The sequence below is a fragment of the Streptomyces sp. NPDC006872 genome (genome assembly GCF_040635845.1).
Lineage (GTDB): Bacteria > Actinomycetota > Actinomycetes > Streptomycetales > Streptomycetaceae > Streptomyces.
In genome coordinates this window covers 514,926-530,153 of record NZ_JBEYIL010000003.1, presented here as the reverse complement: position 1 = coordinate 530,153, position 15,228 = coordinate 514,926, and the positions used below count along the sequence as shown (strand labels likewise).

Sequence of the window (15,228 nt, the reverse complement as noted above, 5' to 3'; positions counted from 1 at the left end):
ATCACTTCTTTCCCAGTCTGCCCACCGCGGGGCGCAGCGGGACGTCGAGTGCGTCGAAGAGACCCGGTTCGGCCTCGACGAGCCAGTCGATGGCGTTCACCAGACGGCCGGCCGCCGTCGCGTTGCCGCCGGCGGCTCTGTTCTCTCCCTCGTCCGTGGCCTCGACCGTGACCTCTATGCGGGGGCGCCCTTCGATGATCACGCGATGTGCGCCCGCCCCGCCGTCGGGCGGTGCCGGCCAGTCCGGGGCGCAGGTGGCGTGAATGCGGGTGACATGCTCGATGACGATGCGGGGCTCGCCCGCCACCACGCCCTGCACCTCGAAACGCACCGCTCCCTGGGTGCCGGCCGGGAACTCCCCCATCGTGTCCGTGACGACGGACGTGTCGAGGGGTCGGCGTTCCGACGTCTCCTCGATGGAGTCCAGTTCGACGCCCAGGGCCCGTGCCATCATCCGCAGCTGTCCGCCCCAGATCATCGTCGGAATGCCCTCGGCGAGCATCAGCGGCTGATAGTCCAGAGGATGTCCCATACCGATCAGCCGGCGGACCGCTTCCTCCTGGTCGTACGTCGAGTAGTCGAAGATCTCCTGGCAGCGGACGGCGTCGATGTCGGACCCCAGCCCGCTGACCAGCAGCGGGAGCACGTCGTTGGCCCAACCGGGGTCCACGCCCGACACGAACAACGAGCCGCCCCCGGCCTCGACGGACTCGAGCAGCACGTCGCGGATCTCGGCAGGCGCGTTCGTGCAGTCGTACATGCCGTACAGGGACGGTGTGACGACCACCGCGCCGGCGCGGACCGCGCGGCTGATGTCATCGAGGGCTCCGTCCATGCGGACGTCACCGGACGCCGCGTACACGACCGCGCGAGGGGCTCCGGAGAGAACCGCGTCCACATCGTCCGTCGCCGTCACCCCGAGGCGCCGGCCGAGTCCGCTGAGCTCACCCGCGTCCTGACCGACCTTGGCGGGAGTGGACACCAGCACGGCCATCAGACTGAGCATCGGGTGCGCCGCGACAGCTCGGATGGCCGCGCGCCCGACGTTGCCTGTGCCCCAAACCACCGTGGGAATCATGGCCGGAGGGTAACGATGCACCCCAAAACTTCCCATAGCCGTGCACGAGGAATCGGGCCAGGCACGGGCAACGGACCCGCCGGTGATCGACCGTCGACCGTCCCGCACGGTGTCGTAGTCGGCGGCTAGCGCCACGTTCACCGCATCGGCGAGGTCCAGGTCGAGCGCGCCGTGGCGGACTCGGACGGACTGCGCGGCACCCAAGTGGTCTTTCGTGATCTCGGGCATGAGGACCCGGTCCCGGCTCATCCAGCGTCGCAGGTCGTCGACCGCGCTGACGGCGGCCGCGGGTCCCCACTCGTGTGTGGCCACACGGTTCGCCATGGCCGCGTGATGGATCTCCGGTGCCGTCCTGCGAAGCAGTCGACGAGCAGCGGCGACTGGCCGAGGCCGTGGACGGCAGACGATCCGCACCGGCCTGCGCCCGTCACCGTGGTGCGTCAGCTCGGCATGCCCCGCTCTGCGTGGCCGGTTTCGTAGGCGATGATGACCAGTTGGGCGCGGTCGCGGGCGTTCAGCTTGGAGAGGAGGCTGCTCACATGGGTCTTCACGGTCGGCAGCCTGATGAGCAGTTGCCGGGAGATCTCGGCGTTCGACAAGCCGTTCGCGATCAGCACGAGCACCTCCTGTTCCCGCTGGGTGAGCCCGACGAGCCGGGAAGCCGACCGAGCCGGTTCGTCGCCGTGGGAGAAGCTCGCGATGAGGCGGCGCGTGACCGTGGGCGCCAGTACACCCTCGCCGGTGGCGACGACGCGGATGCCGGCGACCAGCTCGGACGGGGAGGCGTCCTTCAGCATGAATCCGCTCGCGCCTGCCTGAAGGGCCGGGTAGACGTAGTCGTCCATGTCGAACATCGTGAGGGCCAGGACCCGCACTGCGCTCAGCGTCTCGTCGGAGCAGATCGCCCGCGTGGCGGCGATGCCGTCCATGACGGGCATGCGCAGATCCATCAGGACGACGTCCGGTCGCAGTTCTCGGGCGAGTTCCACGGCCCGGACGCCGTCATCCGCCTCGCCTATCGCCTGCATTCCCGGTGTCGCGTCGATGAGGACACGGAAGCTCCCGCGCAACAGCGCCTGATCGTCCGCGATCAGCACCCGGACCGGCTCAGCCACTCCGCACTCCTCCGTGCGCCAAAGGTTCGGGCATGTCCCGTCATGCGTCCCAGCGGTTGTGCCGGAGGTAGCCGAGGAACAGCGCCACCACGGTCCACACGATCAGCACCATAGCTCCGGTGTACCCGTCCGGTGAGTCGACGGTGAGCAGCTGGGTGCCGGCCCGGTCGGGGAAGTACCGTGCCACCTCCTTCGTCGCTCCGATGACCGACAGGATCTGCGATCCGGCGAGCACCATCGGGAGCAGGATCGCCAGCGGGACGACGGCGCTGCGGGCGGTCGCGGCCACACCTGCCGCGAACAGGGTCATCAACGTCAGATAGACGACCGCGCCGGCCAGGGCGCGGGGGACGCCGTTCGCGTCGATCGAGGCGCCGTGGGGTCCGAGGGCGATCTGGGTGACCAGGTAGCCGGCGACGGTGGCGGGGATGGCGACGGCCGCGGCGGCGACACCCGTGACGGTCATCTTCGCCGCGTAGAGGCGGCCTCGTCGGGGCACGGCGAGCAGTGAGAGCCGCATCATGCCCGACGCGTACTCGCTGGAGACGATGAGCACTCCGAACACGATCAGCGCGAGTTGACCGTAGAGGATGCCGTCCAGGCCGGCCTGCTCGGGGGTGAAGTCGGAGCGCAGCCGGGAGCTGTCGGACTCGATCGCGCCCTGCGCGGACCAGCCGCCCAGAGCGGCGACGAGGACGCTGACGGGGGCGAACAGCAGCAGTGCGACGAACGTGCCGCGGATGCCCCGCAGCTTGGTGAACTCGGCCCGGACGGCCGCGATCGTCTCAGCCATGGGTGTTGCTTCCTCCGTTGCCGGTGAGCTTGAGGAAGGTGTCCTCGAGGGATGCCGTGCGGGTGCTCAGCTCTTCGAGCGGGATCCCGCTCGCCGCGGCCAGCCGGCTGATCTCCGCCGCCTGTATGCCGTCGACCTCCAGGCCGCCGTCCGGTGCGAGCCTCGGCGAGGCTCCCTTCTGTGCCAGTTCGGTGTGGAGCCGCAGGGGTTCCGGTGTCCGCACCCGTACATATGTCCGTCCGTGGCGTCGGATGAAGTCCGACATGCCGGTCTCCGCGAGGAGTTGCCCTCGGTCGATGACGATCAGGTGGTCCGCGACCATGGACATCTCGGTCATCAGGTGGCTGGAGACGAGGACGGTCCGGCCTTCGGCGGCCATCGAGCGCAGCAGTTCGCGCAGCCACCGGATTCCTTCCGCGTCAAGGCCGTTGGCGGGTTCGTCGAGCACCAGGACCGGTGGGTCGCCGAGCAGGGCCGCGGCCAGACCGAGCCGCCGGCCCATGCCGAGGGAGAACGTTCCGATGCGCCGCTCGGCCGCCCCCGTGAGGCCGACGGTCTCCAGGACCTCGCCGACGCGTCGCCGGGCGATCCGGTTGCTCTGCGCCAGCCACAGCAGATGGTCGGCGGCGGTCATGCCGCGATGCGGGACGGACGTCTCCAGCAGGGCACCGACATGCCGGGCGGGGTACGTCAGTTCGCGATAGGCGCGGCCGCCGATCGTCGCGGATCCGGTGTCCGGGCGGGTGAGGCCGAGCAGCATCCGCATCGTCGTGGACTTCCCGGCTCCGTTGGCGCCCAGGAATCCGGTGACGGCCCCTGACCGCACCGTGAAGGTGAAGCCGCCCACCACGGTGTTCTGCCCATACCGCTTGGTCAAGTTCTGCACGTCGATCACATGGTCGATCACATCGTGGATCACATGGTGGAGTCTCGTCGAGCGCCCCCGTCGGCCACATCGGTCCGGGGGTCGGGACCATCGGACGGCCTTCGCGGGCCGAAGTCATACCTGCGAATGAGTCCGGCTCAGTACGGCAGCGTCGCCCGGATCCGGAAGCCCGCGTCCGGTTCCGGTTGCGGTCCGGCGCTGAAGGTGCCGCCGTGGGCGGCGATCCGCTCCTTCATTCCGACGAGGCCCAGTCCGCCGCCGCCGGGCACGGTCGTCGGACGGGTCCCGGGCCCAGGACCCTCGTCGGTCACGTCGATCGTCAACGTGCCCTGCTCCGAGGTGAGATGCACCCTGCAGCGGGTGGGTGCGGCGTGCTTGACGACGTTCGTCAGCGCCTCCTGAACGATCCGGTACGCGGAGAGCGCGACGCCGTCGGGAGGTTCCTCCGCGCACTGCGACCGCAGGTCCACGGACACTCCGGCCGCTTCGGCGGTCCGGACCAGGGCGGGCAGGTCCGACAGCCCGAGAACCGGCCGGAGGTCCTGAGCACCGCCCTCCTGATCCCGGCGCAGCACGTGCAGCGTGGCCCGCATGTCGCGCAGTGCCTTGCGGCTGACGTCCTCTATCACCGTCAAGGCTTCCCGTGCCGCCTCCGGGTGCGTGGCGAACACGTGGTTGGCGACACCGGCCTTGACCGCGATCAGGCCCACGCTGTGCGTGACGACGTCATGGATGTCACGGGCGACACGGCGGCGTTCCTCGGCCCTCGCCTGCTCGGCGGCCTGCTCGACGGCGCGCCTCATGCTCTCCCGCCGTTCTCCGACCGTCGTCCCCCACGCCCAGGCGGCACCGAGGACGAGCAGGCCGAACACGACCTGCGCGGCCCTGGTCCCGCCTTGCCGGTCCTGCCCTCCCGTCGCCGTGAGCAGGATCGCTCCCGCCGTGCACAGTCCGGCGACGAACGCCGGGGACGGCCCTCGTCGCCGACTCCTCGTCGCGGCCACCGCATACAGGGCGTACGCCGCCGCGAGAAACGGAATCGGCCCGGCACCCACGGCCAGTGCCACGCAGGCGACGAGCTGGACCAGCCCGAAGACCGGCACGGGCCACAGCCTCCGGGCCACCAACGGCAGCGCGCTGCCCAGCGACAGCAGCCACACGGCGGTGACGCTCGCCTCGCCGCCGACGGCCGGCCGCAGCAGCGACACCTGCGGGAGCAGTGCGAACCCGACCGCGGCCAACGCATCGAGCATGACCAGGCGCCGACGAGAGACATCACCCATGCCCTGAACGTAATCGTTCTTCAGGGGCGGTCGTGTGCCGCCTCGTCCGGTAGCCATTGGAGGGCGAACCAGAGTTCCATGCGGGTTCCGGGGTCCTGGAGGTCGGTGTCGAGGAGGTCGGCGACCCGGGCCAGACGGTGGCGGACGGTGTTGCGGTGGACGCCCAGGAGCGCCGCGGTGCGGTCCCAGCTGCCGTGGAGGGTGAGCCAGGTCCGCAGGGTGTCGAGGAGGACCGGAGCGCCTGGCGGGCCGGCCCCGTCCAGGGGGGCGAAGCGGGTGCGGGCGAGTTCGCGGGCGTCGGCCGGGGCGACGAGTGCGTGCAGGGTGAGGGGGTCGGTGGTGTGGACGGCGGAGGGTGTCCCGGTGGCGAGGGCGCGTTGCAGGGCGCGTTCGGCCTGTGCGGCGGCGTGCGGCAGGTCGTCCGCGGTCGCGGGGGCGCTGTAGCCGAGGACCCAGCCGAGCTCGGCCGCCCGGTCGGGGACGCCGGGGACCAGTGCGGTGAGCGCGGGGCCGTCGATGTGGACGTACGGGGTGCCCAACAGGCTTGACAGGGAGGCCAGTTGAGCCGGGTCGGCGGCGACGGGCGTGCCGTCGGGGCGGCGGCCGTGGACCACCGTCCAGTGACCGTCCGCTGCCGATCCGTCCCCGGGGAGCAGCGCGGGGGCGACCTCGGCGGGCGTGGCCCCGAGCATGAGCCGTACCAGCGCGCCGACGCTGTGGGGGTCGGTGCTCAGGGCGTGCCGCGGGCTGGTGAGCAGGGACAGCAGGACGGTCGCCGTGCCGGTCACCTGGCGGTGCACGGTGGTCGGGGGTGTGGTGGCGGCCTGTCCCAGGGCCAGCGTCGTGCCCGTCGTACGGTCCGGGCCGGCGGGCAGGGTGTGGACGGTCAGGTGGATGCCCCGGTCGGGGTCGTGGGTCGCCGCCGCCCTGGGGCCGCCGGCCCGCCGCAGGGTGCGTACGGCGAGGTCGCGCAGCAGGTGCGGGGACGCGGGGCGCCGGCCCGCCGAGAGGAGTTCGGCGCCCTGGGCGTCGTAAAGGACCGACCACGCCCCGGTGTGGGCGGCGAGTTGGCCGAGGACGGACCGGAGAGCGTCCGGGCGGGCGGCGGCCGAGGCCAGCGCCGACTGGGCCCGGGAGATCTCCCGCAGCTCGCGGTTGCGGACCTCGGCGATCGCCGCGTAAGCGGCCCGTCCGACGGCGACGAAGGGGGTGGCGGGCGGGAGGCGCAGAAGCGGGAGGCCGTGCCGGTCGCAGGCGCGGGCCAGGTCCGGCGGCACCTCTTCGTGCACGGGGGCCACGCCGAAGCCGAGCGCGACGACTCCGGCGGCGACCACCCGTCGTACGTACGTGTCGATGCCGTCCGCGTCGTCGGGGAGCCGTACGCCGGAGGTGAGGAGGAGTTCGCCGCCGACCAGGTAGGGCGTGGGGTCCTCCAGCTCCGTGGTGCCGACCGTGCCGACCGGGCAGTCCTCGGCCGGCGGTCCGGCGAGCTGGGTGAGGCCGAGGGCCGGGTCGGCGAGCAGCACGCCGAGGCGCACGGACGGCTGCTCGGCGTTGGCGGATTCATCCAACGAACGTCCCCACATTGGACAGAACTGGCACTTCAGCACCAGTACACCGCGTGGCTACGGTCATGTCACCCGCCTCCCCCCCTTTTCCGCTCCCTCCCCTCTCCCGGAGGTCCCCGTGACCGTCGACTACGTCGTCATGGCCGCCTATCTGATCGGCATCATCGGTGTCGGCTGGTGGGGCAGACGCCGTGCCGCATCCAAGAGCGACTTCCTGGTCGCCGGGCGTCGGCTCGGCCCGCTCATGTACACCGGCACCATGGCCGCCGTCGTCCTCGGCGGCGCCTCCACCATCGGCGGTGTGCGCCTCGGCTACACCTACGGCGTCTCGGGCGCCGCCATGGTCGGCGCCATCGGCCTCGGGCTGCTCGCGCTGAGCGTCTTCTTCTCGGCCCGTATCTCCCGGCTGCGCGTCTACACGGTCGCCGAGATGCTGTCGCTGCGCTACGGCGGCGCCGCGAGCGTGATCTCGGGCGTCGTGATGTGGATCTACACGCTGATGCTGGCGGTGACCTCGACGATCGCGTACGCCAGTGTCTTCGACGTCCTCTTCGACGTGCCGCGCTGGGTCGCGGTGGTCGTCGGCGGCACGATCGTCGTCGGCTACTCGGCGCTCGGCGGCATGTGGTCCATCACGCTCACCGACATGGTGCAGTTCGTCGTGAAGAGTCTGGGCGTGCTCGTCCTGCTGCTGCCGATCGCGGTGGTGAAGGCGGGCGGCTTCGGCGCCATGGCGGACCGGCTGCCGGGCGGCTACTTCTCCCTCACCTCCATCGGCGGGCAGACCATCGTCACCTTCGTGCTGATCTACACCTTCGGCATGCTGATCGGGCAGGACATCTGGCAGCGCGTCTTCACCGCCCGCAGCGACAGGGTCGCCGCGTGGGGCGGCACCGTCGCCGGCGTCTACTGCCTGGTGTACGCCCTGGCCGGGGCGTTCATCGGGATGGCGACGAAGACCCTCTACCCGAACCTGGCCGCCGCCGACCAGGCGTTCGCCACCATCGTCAAGAACGCCCTGCCGACGGGCGTGCGCGGACTGGTCCTGGCCGCCGCGCTGTCCGCGATGATGTCCACCGCCAGCGGCGCGCTGATCGCCTCCGCGACCGTGGCCAACCAGGACATCTGGGCCCGGCTGCGCCGCCGCGCCCCCGCCCGTGAGAGCGACGAGATCGGCTCCAACCGGCTCGCCATCGCCGTCCTCGGCGTGGCCGCCATGGTGATCGCCTGTGTCCTCGCGGACGTCATCGAGGCGCTCACCGTCGCCTACAACCTGCTGGTCGGCGGTCTGCTGGTGCCGATCCTCGGCGGCCTGCTCTGGCGGCGCGGCAACCTGCCGGGCGCGCTGACCGCGATGATCGCGGGCGGTACGACGGTGATCGTCTTCATGGTGACCGACGGGCTGCTCGCCAACGAGCCGATCTACTACGGCCTGCTCGCCAGCCTGGTCGCCTACGTCGTCGTGAGCCTCGTGACCCGGCCGACCGACGAGACGGTCCTTCAGACGTGGCGCCGCCGCTTGGCGGGCGAGCCGACGCCGACCCCTGCCGCCACGAGCCCGGAGCTCAGCACGGCCTGACCGACCGCCCAGCCGATCGCCCTCCTGAGGCGCACCCACCCGGACCCGCACCCGCACCCGCACCCGCACCCGCACGTGCCGTATGCCATGAAAGGCCCTCGATGCCCACCGCCTCCGCGGAGGAACTCCGTCTGCGCCGCGAACTCGCCGCCGTCTACCGCCTGGTGGCCCACTTCCGGATGACCGACCTGATCTTCACGCATATCTCGGTACGGCTCCCCGGCCCGGAACACCACTTCCTGATCAACCCCTACGGGCTGCTCTTCGAGGAGATCACCGCCTCGAACCTCGTCAAGATCGACCTGTCCGGCCACCCCGTCGAGCCCGAGCGGACCCCCCACCCCGTCAACCCGGCCGGTTTCGTCATCCACAGCGCGATCCATGCCGCCCGCCCCGACGCCCGGTGCGTCCTGCACACCCACACCAGGGCCGGCTGCGCGGTCGCCGCCCAGGAGGAGGGGCTGCTACCCCTCAACCAGATCTCCATGGAGTTCTACGGCAGGCTCGGCTACCACTCCTACGAGGGCGTCGCCCTGAACCTCGCCGAGCAGCGCCGGCTGGTCGCCGACCTCGACGGCCACCCGGCGATGATCCTGCGCAACCACGGTCTGCTGACCGTCGGCGAGACGCCCGCGCAGGCGTTCCTGCGCATGTACTACCTGGACAAGGCCTGCGAGATCCAGACGAACGCCATGGCAGGGGGCGCGAAGCTCGTCCTCCCCGACCCCGAGGTCTGCGAGCTCACCGCCCGCCAGCTGACCGGGGAGGAGCACGGATCCGACTTCCAGGACGACCGGGCCTACGACCTCGCCTGGTCGGCACTGCTCCGGCTCCTCGACCGCATCGCCCCCGGTTACCAGGACTGACGGGAACGCGACCGACAGGACCGTGCTCAGACCGTTCCGCGTGGCCTGACCAAGCCGCTCTCGTAGGCCAGGATCGTGGCCTGCACCCGGTCCCGTAGGCCCAGCTTGGACAGCAGGGCGTTCACGTGGGTCTTCACGGTGCCGGTGGTCACTCCGAGGGCGGCGCCGATCTCGGCGTTCGTCAGGCCCGACGCGATGTGCAGCAGGACCTCGCGCTCGCGTGGTGTGAGGGAGGACAGCACCCCCGTCACGGACGGCGGCTGCGGCGCGCCCTGGGCGAAGGTGTCGATGAGACGGCGGGTCACGGTCGGGGCCAGGATGCCCTCGCCGGTGGCGACCACGCGGATCGCGGACAGCAGGTCCTCGGGCAGGGCGTCCTTGAGCAGGAATCCCGAGGCCCCGGCGCGCAACGCCTCGTACACGTAGGCGTCGAGGTCGAAGGTGGTCAGGACGAGGACGCGCGGCGGCCGCTCCTGCGCGGTGATGAGACGGGTCGCGGTGAGCCCGTCCATGCCGGGCATGCGGATGTCCATCAGGACGAGGTCGGGCGTCTCGGCGGCGGCGAGCTCCACCGCCGACGCCCCGTCACCGGCCTCGGCGACCACCGTCAGATCGGGTTCGGCGTCCACGATGGCGGCGAATCCGGCGCGGACCACCGCCTGGTCGTCGACGACCATCACGCGTGTGGTGATGGGAACACCTCCTGGACGGGCACCGGCGGGCTCGGCCGGATCGACAGCAACACCCGTACCGTACCTGTCTGTTCGAGAGTGATCCGTCCGGTGCCCGCCCCCGCCCCTGTCCCTGTCCCCGTCCCCGTCCCTGTTCCCGTCCCCGTCCCCGTCCCCGTCCCTGTTCCCGTCCCCGTCCCTGTTCCCGTCCCCGTCCCTGTTCCCGTCCCCGTCCCTGTTCCCGTCCCCACCTGTACCTTCAGGCGTTCGGCCACGGGGCCGGTCACGGCCAGCGGTACGCCGGTCACCGTGACGCGCAGGGTGTCCCGCCGTCGGCGTAGCGTGACTCGCGCCGGGCCCTGGTCGCCCGCGCCGAGCGCCGCCTCGACTATCCGGTAGGCCGACAGGGTCACGGAGGGTGGCAGGTCCTGCGCCGCCTCCGGCAGGCCACGCAGTGTCACGTCCCTGCCGGCCGCGCGTAGGGTCCGGCACAGGGTGTCGAGGTCCGCGGCGGTGGGCGCCGGGGCGAGCCCCCGCCCGGGGTCCTCCGAATCCTCCGCCTTCCCCAGGCTGTGCAGGAGTTCACGCATGGCGGCGAGGGCCGAACGGGCCCCGGCGGCCACCTCCTCCAGTCGTCCCTGCCGGGCCTGTTCGACGAGTGCCGCCGTGGGGTGCAGGACCGCGTCGTGCAACTTCGCCGCCAGTCGCCGCCGTTCGGCGTCCGCGGCCCGTTCCGCGTGCCACAGCGCGCCGGCCAGCGCGAAGTCGTCCCAGGCGAGGATCCGCAACCGGCGGCGTCGCACGGCGAGCCCGGCACCCCACAGGCCGACGAACACGACGACGAGCGCCATGGCCAACGGCACGAACATCACCAGGGCGGCGAGCCAGGTCGAGTCCTCGCCCTGCAACTCGCCGTCCGCGCCCGCCGTCGCGACCAGGGTCCCGGAGAGCGAGAGCGCCGCCGCGCACCACGCGGGCCAGGTACGGGCGGCTCCCCGGCCGTAGACCGCCACCGCGTACACCGCCAGCAGTTCCACAAGCGCTCCGCCGGCGAAGAACTCGGACTCCCGGGACGGCAGACCCGCCCCGACAACCGCCGCCGGCCACAGCCACGACGTGGCCAGCACGCCGAGGAACGCCGGCCACGGAGCGCGCCGCCGCCACAGCAGCGGCACCGCGTGAGCGGTCAGCAGCACGGCCACGACGAGCAGGCCGGGCAGCGCGGCGCGCAGGCTCGCGCCGGTCCAGTCCTCCGCGGTGACCAGGGCGAACACCAGGGGAAGGAGCGTCGCCGTGCACACCAGCGCGGGGTCGGCCAGCCGCTGCTCCCGCAGCACGTCGCGCCGACCCGCGCCCACGCCCACGCCCTCGCCCTCGCCCTCGGGCGGACCCCACGGTCCCGTGACGTCGGGCAGCGTGGCCCTCACCCGCCAGCCCCCGCCGGGGGCGGGGCCCGCCGTCAGTTCCCCGCCCACCGCCGCGGCCCGCTCCTTCATCCCCGCGACGCCGCGCCCGGAACCGAGGCCGCCGACTCCGTCCGGCGCCGCGCCGCGCGGGGGAGCGTTGTCGACGCTCAGCTCCAGGACGCCCTCCCCGCGCAGGACGCTGACGCGCGCGGCGGAGCCCGGGGCGTACCGCAGGGCGTTCGTCAGGGCCTCCCGGACGATCCCGTGGACCGCCTCGGCCGCCGGACCGGCCAGGTCGGCGGGGAGCACGGCGTCGATCGGACGCCCCAACCGGCCGAATCCGGCGATGAGTTCCTCGATGCGCGCCGTCATCGGACGGGGATCCGGACGGTCGACGTCGCGCAGCAGACCGACGAGCCGTTGCAGCGCCGTCAGGGTCTCGGTGCCGGTGTGCTCGGCGAACGACAGCGCCTCGGCCGTCAACTCGGGCCTGCTGCCGCCCAGTCTGCGCGCGGCGTCGGCCGTGATGACGACGGACGTCAGGTGATGGGCGCTCACGTCGTGCAGTTCGCGGGCCAGCCGCCGCCGTTCGGTGTCGCCCGCCCGCCGCCGGGTCTCCTCCGCGCCGGCCAGCCGGCGGGTCGCGAGGAGCCGCCCCTTGAGCCACTGCCGTCGGGCCTCACCGAGTCCCGCGCAGACGGCGTACACGAGCGCGCCGAGCGCCCACTCCGAGGCGAGCGCGGGCCGGACCCCGAGGTGGATGAGGGACAGGAGCCACTCGACGCCCACGGCCGCGGCGAGCGCGCGCACGGTCACGGGCACCGGGCAGCGGACCGCGACCGAGTACAGCGCGATCGGCGCACCCATCCCGAAGTAGCCGTCCTGCCAGGCCAGTTGGCCCAGCAGGAGGGCACCGAGGCACCAGGCCAGGGTCCGGACCGGCGTCTGCCGTCGTCGGCCCAGCGCGGCCGTCTCGGCGACCACCGCGCCCAGGACGGCGACAAGCGCGGCCGCCCCGGGCGGCTCCGCGCCGGCCGAGCCGACTCCGGGCCACAGCCAGGCGATCTGTCCGGTCGCGAGCAGCGCGGGGAGCAGCCAGTTGCGTAGCGTCGTCTCCATATCGGCACGAGCGTAGGGCGGGGTGCGACGGCGCGGCACCGGCCCCAGGTACGAGGTCGCTCTCTACCTTCCGACAGAGTCGCCCTTCGTGCCCGCGGCCGATGTGGGGACACGGGCCCGCGGGGAGGCTTGTCCCCATGACGAATCCCCTCCCCGAACTGCTCCCCTACCACCGCATGGCTCGCGCCTCGGTACGCCATCGATGGTGGCGGCCCGTGCTGGGCACCGGGTTCATGGCCGTGGCGTGCGTGATCGCGGCCGTACTCGTCTACGGCCTCGGCTCCGTCCTGGGAGCGGCCAAGGGGTATCCCGAAGCCCCGGACGGAACGGTCGAGTTCGGTCCCGTCTCGGGCACCGCCCTCGACCTGCTGGCGATCGCCTCCGCCCTGCCCGTCGTCCTGCTCGCGGTGCGCTGGATCGGCCGCCGCCCGGCGGGCACGGTCTCGTCCGTGACGGGCGGACTGCGGTGGCGCTGGCTGGGGCTGTGCGTGCTGGCGGCCCTCCCGGTCCTCGCCGTGACCACCGGGGTCATGCTCCTGCTGCCCATGGACGATGCCGAGCCGTCGCGGTGGGCGGGCTGGGAGGTCTTCGGCCCGGCCCTCGCCATGCTGATCGTCCTGGTGCCGTTGCAGGCGGCCGCCGAGGAGTACGTCTTCCGCGGCTGGCTCACGCAGGCGGTCGGCGGCTTCCTGCGCTCTCCCTGGTGGGCGCTCGTGCCCCAGGCCGTCCTGTTCGCCGCCGCCCACGGCTGGGGCACCCCGTGGGGCTTCGCCGACCTGACCGTGTTCGCGGTGGTCGCGGGCTGGCTCACCGTGCGCACCGGCGGGCTGGAGGCGGCGATCGGACTACACGCCGTGAACAACCTCCTGGCCTTCGGCGTCTCGGCCGCCGTCGTCGACGGCCTCAAGAGCGACGAGACCGCCGCGGACCTTCCCTGGCAGCTCGTGGCCGTCGACCTGGCCGGCATCGCCCTGTACACGGCTGCCGTCCTCTGGCTCGCGCGCCGCCGCACACCGACCCGCGCCGTCCCCGCGCCGTCACCGGTCCCGCCGCCGCTGCCCTTCTCCGCCGCGTATCCCCCGTTTCCTGCCGCGTATCCCCAGGGTCCCGCCGCGTACCTCCAGGGTCCCGCCGCGTATCCCCAGGCTCCCGCCGCGTATCCCCAGGGTCCCGCCGCGTATCCCCAGGGTCCCGCCGCTCACATCCCTGTCCCCGGCGGGCCGGTCCCGGTGCTCCGTGACCCGGTGCTCCCGGACCCGGTTCCGTGCACCGAACGCTCGGGCAGCTGACAGGACGCACGCAGCCGACCGATGTGCCCGCCAAACGGGCCGGTTCCTCGCGGCGTAGTCCGGGGATGCGCCGCTCCCCGACGACTCTCAGCTCGCTGTCCTGCGGTGACATGCGCTCACGCCAGCCGCCCAGAGTCATGCCGAAGTGGTTCATCGTCGCCATGCGGGCCATCGTCGTCCAGTGCCCCGCGGAGTCGTCGCACGTGGCCTGGACCAGTTGCATACCCTCGGTGCCGCCAGGCTCGAAGGTGGGAACAGCAGTACCACCCGGCCACCCTGGCCACCCTGGCCCTGGCTTCTGTGCCAAGCCTTGACCCGCTGGGCCGGGAGGTGCAGTCTCCGTTAATGCGTATTATGTAATACGCATTAACGGAGGGGGGAGGCCACGGTGGAACCCAGGAAGCGGCCCGGCCGGACGCCCGCGCCGACCGGACGTACGGCTCGGCCCCGGCAGGCCGAGGTGGCCCGGCTCGCGGGAGTGTCCCAGGCGACCGTGTCCCTGGTGCTCTCCCCGAAGCCCGACGGCAAGGGCCCCCTCATCTCCGAGGAGACCCGCCGACGGGTCCTGGAGGCGGCCCGCAGTCTCGGTTACGTGCCCGACCCGGCCGCCCAGCGGCTGGCCGCGGCCCGCAACAACCTCCTCGGTGTCTTCAGCTTCACCGCCACGTTCCCCACCGATGTGCAGCACTCGTACTACCCCTTCCTGGTCGGCGTGGAGTGCGAGGCGGCGGCGCTCGGCTACGACCTGGTGCTGTTCACCGGGTCCAGCACCGGCGGCGCGGGGGCCGCGCGTCCCGACGCGCTGAGCCGGGTCCGGCTCGCCGACGGCTGTCTCTTCATGGGCCGGCACACACCCCGGGCAGAGCTCAAGCGGCTGGTCGACGACGGTTTCCCGGTCGTGCACCTGGGCCGCCGCGAGGAGTTGGAGGGCGTCGCGTGGGTGGGCGCGGACTATGTCGAGGCCACCCGTGACGTCGTGGGCCATCTGGCCGGGTTGGGGCATCGGCGGATCGTTCTCGTCCGCGAGGACGACGACGCGCCGGCCTCGGCGGACCGTCAGCGCGGCTTCCTGGAGGGGTTGGAGGCGGCGGGTCTGCCCTACGGGCCCGCGGCCGTCTTCCGGTCCGCGGATCCGCAGCGGGACCTCACGCCCGAGCGGCTGCGGGCCTGGGCCGACGAAGGAGTGACGGCCTTCGTCGTGGAGGAGACCGACACCGGGGCGGCCTGGCGCGGACTGCTCTCCGCCGTGCGCGGGGCGGGCCTCGCCTGCCCCGCGGACGTGTCCCTCGCGCTGCTCGGCAGCCCGCCCTCCGATCTGGCGAGCGAGCCCGTGCCGACCGGATTCGACATTCCCCGGCCGCAGTTGGGCGCGGCGGCCGTACGGCTGCTGGCCTCGCTCGTCGCGGGAAAGGGAGAGGGAGAGGGAGAGGCAACGGGGGAGCGAGAGGCGGCGCGGGAGCCGCTCGTCAGCTGTGTCTTCCGGCCGGGCCCGACGACCGGACCGCCGCCTGTCCGTCCCTGAGCACGAGCACGATCCGTACGAACCTCACCCGGACCTCCTCCCCTCTCCCCACC

At 72.5% G+C, this 15,228-nt stretch carries 12 protein-coding genes and 1 pseudogene; 4 read left to right on the top strand and 9 right to left on the bottom strand.

Annotation, left to right across the window (positions count from 1 at the left end; all coding sequences use genetic code 11):
- Position 1: 1 nt before the first annotated feature.
- From ABZ725_RS11390 to ABZ725_RS11360, 7 genes and pseudogenes are all read right to left on the bottom strand, one after another.
- The gene (locus tag ABZ725_RS11390; protein ID WP_358802760.1) at positions 2–1,078 is read right to left on the bottom strand and encodes a dihydrodipicolinate reductase; all 1,077 of its coding nucleotides are present in this window, start codon (positions 1,076–1,078) and stop codon (positions 2–4) included.
- A 108-nt stretch (positions 1,079–1,186) separates the two neighbouring features.
- Positions 1,187–1,402 (bottom strand): annotated as a pseudogene (locus ABZ725_RS11385) (VapC toxin family PIN domain ribonuclease); the annotation flags it as partial.
- 116 nt (positions 1,403–1,518) lie between these two features.
- Positions 1,519–2,193 (bottom strand): response regulator transcription factor, encoded by a 675-nt coding sequence (locus tag ABZ725_RS11380; RefSeq protein WP_358802451.1) that lies wholly within the window; start codon positions 2,191–2,193, stop codon positions 1,519–1,521.
- A gap of 40 nt (positions 2,194–2,233) precedes the next feature.
- Complete coding sequence (locus ABZ725_RS11375) at positions 2,234–2,986, bottom strand: ABC transporter permease (protein ID WP_358802450.1); 753 nt, start codon at positions 2,984–2,986, stop codon at positions 2,234–2,236.
- Positions 2,979–3,905, bottom strand: coding sequence for an ABC transporter ATP-binding protein (locus tag ABZ725_RS11370; RefSeq protein ID WP_358802449.1), 927 nt, complete (start codon positions 3,903–3,905; stop codon positions 2,979–2,981). Before ABZ725_RS11370 ends, ABZ725_RS11375 begins: the two co-directional genes overlap by 8 nt.
- A 104-nt stretch (positions 3,906–4,009) precedes the next feature.
- Positions 4,010–5,155, bottom strand: coding sequence for a histidine kinase (locus ABZ725_RS11365; protein WP_358802448.1), 1,146 nt, complete (start codon positions 5,153–5,155; stop codon positions 4,010–4,012).
- Between the two features lie 20 nt (positions 5,156–5,175).
- Positions 5,176–6,726 carry a PucR family transcriptional regulator gene (locus ABZ725_RS11360; protein ID WP_358802447.1) on the bottom strand — a complete coding sequence of 517 codons (1,551 nt, stop codon included), beginning with the start codon at positions 6,724–6,726 and terminating at the stop codon, positions 5,176–5,178.
- 115 nt (positions 6,727–6,841) lie between these two features.
- Between ABZ725_RS11360 and ABZ725_RS11355 the strand changes: the two genes are divergently transcribed.
- Together ABZ725_RS11355 and ABZ725_RS11350 are read left to right on the top strand one after the other, a co-directional pair.
- Positions 6,842–8,302, top strand: a complete 1,461-nt coding sequence (locus ABZ725_RS11355) for a sodium:solute symporter (protein ID WP_358802446.1) — start codon at positions 6,842–6,844, stop codon at positions 8,300–8,302.
- A 101-nt stretch (positions 8,303–8,403) separates the two neighbouring features.
- The gene (locus ABZ725_RS11350) at positions 8,404–9,168 is read left to right on the top strand and encodes a class II aldolase/adducin family protein (RefSeq protein ID WP_358802445.1); all 765 of its coding nucleotides are present in this window, start codon (positions 8,404–8,406) and stop codon (positions 9,166–9,168) included.
- 26 nt (positions 9,169–9,194) lie between these two features.
- On the opposite strand, the gene ABZ725_RS11345 is transcribed toward ABZ725_RS11350, so the two are convergent.
- Both ABZ725_RS11345 and ABZ725_RS11340 read right to left on the bottom strand, forming a co-directional pair.
- Complete coding sequence (locus tag ABZ725_RS11345; protein ID WP_358802759.1) at positions 9,195–9,860, bottom strand: response regulator transcription factor; 666 nt, start codon at positions 9,858–9,860, stop codon at positions 9,195–9,197.
- The gene (locus ABZ725_RS11340) at positions 9,845–12,364 is read right to left on the bottom strand and encodes a histidine kinase (RefSeq protein ID WP_358802444.1); all 2,520 of its coding nucleotides are present in this window, start codon (positions 12,362–12,364) and stop codon (positions 9,845–9,847) included. The genes ABZ725_RS11345 and ABZ725_RS11340 overlap by 16 nt, the downstream gene beginning before the upstream one ends.
- A 137-nt stretch (positions 12,365–12,501) precedes the next feature.
- Between ABZ725_RS11340 and ABZ725_RS11335 the strand changes: the two genes are divergently transcribed.
- Positions 12,502–13,653 (top strand): type II CAAX endopeptidase family protein, encoded by a 1,152-nt coding sequence (locus ABZ725_RS11335; protein WP_358802443.1) that lies wholly within the window; start codon positions 12,502–12,504, stop codon positions 13,651–13,653.
- Positions 13,654–14,041: 388 nt separating this feature from the next.
- Positions 14,042–15,175: a LacI family DNA-binding transcriptional regulator gene (locus ABZ725_RS11330; protein WP_358802442.1), complete on the top strand. Its 1,134-nt coding sequence runs from the start codon at positions 14,042–14,044 to the stop codon at positions 15,173–15,175.
- Positions 15,176–15,228: the final 53 nt, after the last annotated feature.

Bases quoted from the DNA above. Each gene is read 5' to 3' on its own strand.
- ABZ725_RS11390 (WP_358802760.1), bottom strand. From the start codon at position 1,078: ATGATTCCCACGGTGGTTTGGGGCACAGGCAACGTCGGGCGCGCGGCC.
- ABZ725_RS11375 (WP_358802450.1), bottom strand. From the start codon at position 2,986: ATGGCTGAGACGATCGCGGCCGTCCGGGCCGAGTTCACCAAGCTGCGG.
- ABZ725_RS11365 (WP_358802448.1), bottom strand. From the start codon at position 5,155: ATGGGTGATGTCTCTCGTCGGCGCCTGGTCATGCTCGATGCGTTGGCC.
- ABZ725_RS11350 (WP_358802445.1), top strand. From the start codon at position 8,404: ATGCCCACCGCCTCCGCGGAGGAACTCCGTCTGCGCCGCGAACTCGCC.
- ABZ725_RS11340 (WP_358802444.1), bottom strand. From the start codon at position 12,364: ATGGAGACGACGCTACGCAACTGGCTGCTCCCCGCGCTGCTCGCGACC.
- ABZ725_RS11335 (WP_358802443.1), top strand. From the start codon at position 12,502: ATGACGAATCCCCTCCCCGAACTGCTCCCCTACCACCGCATGGCTCGC.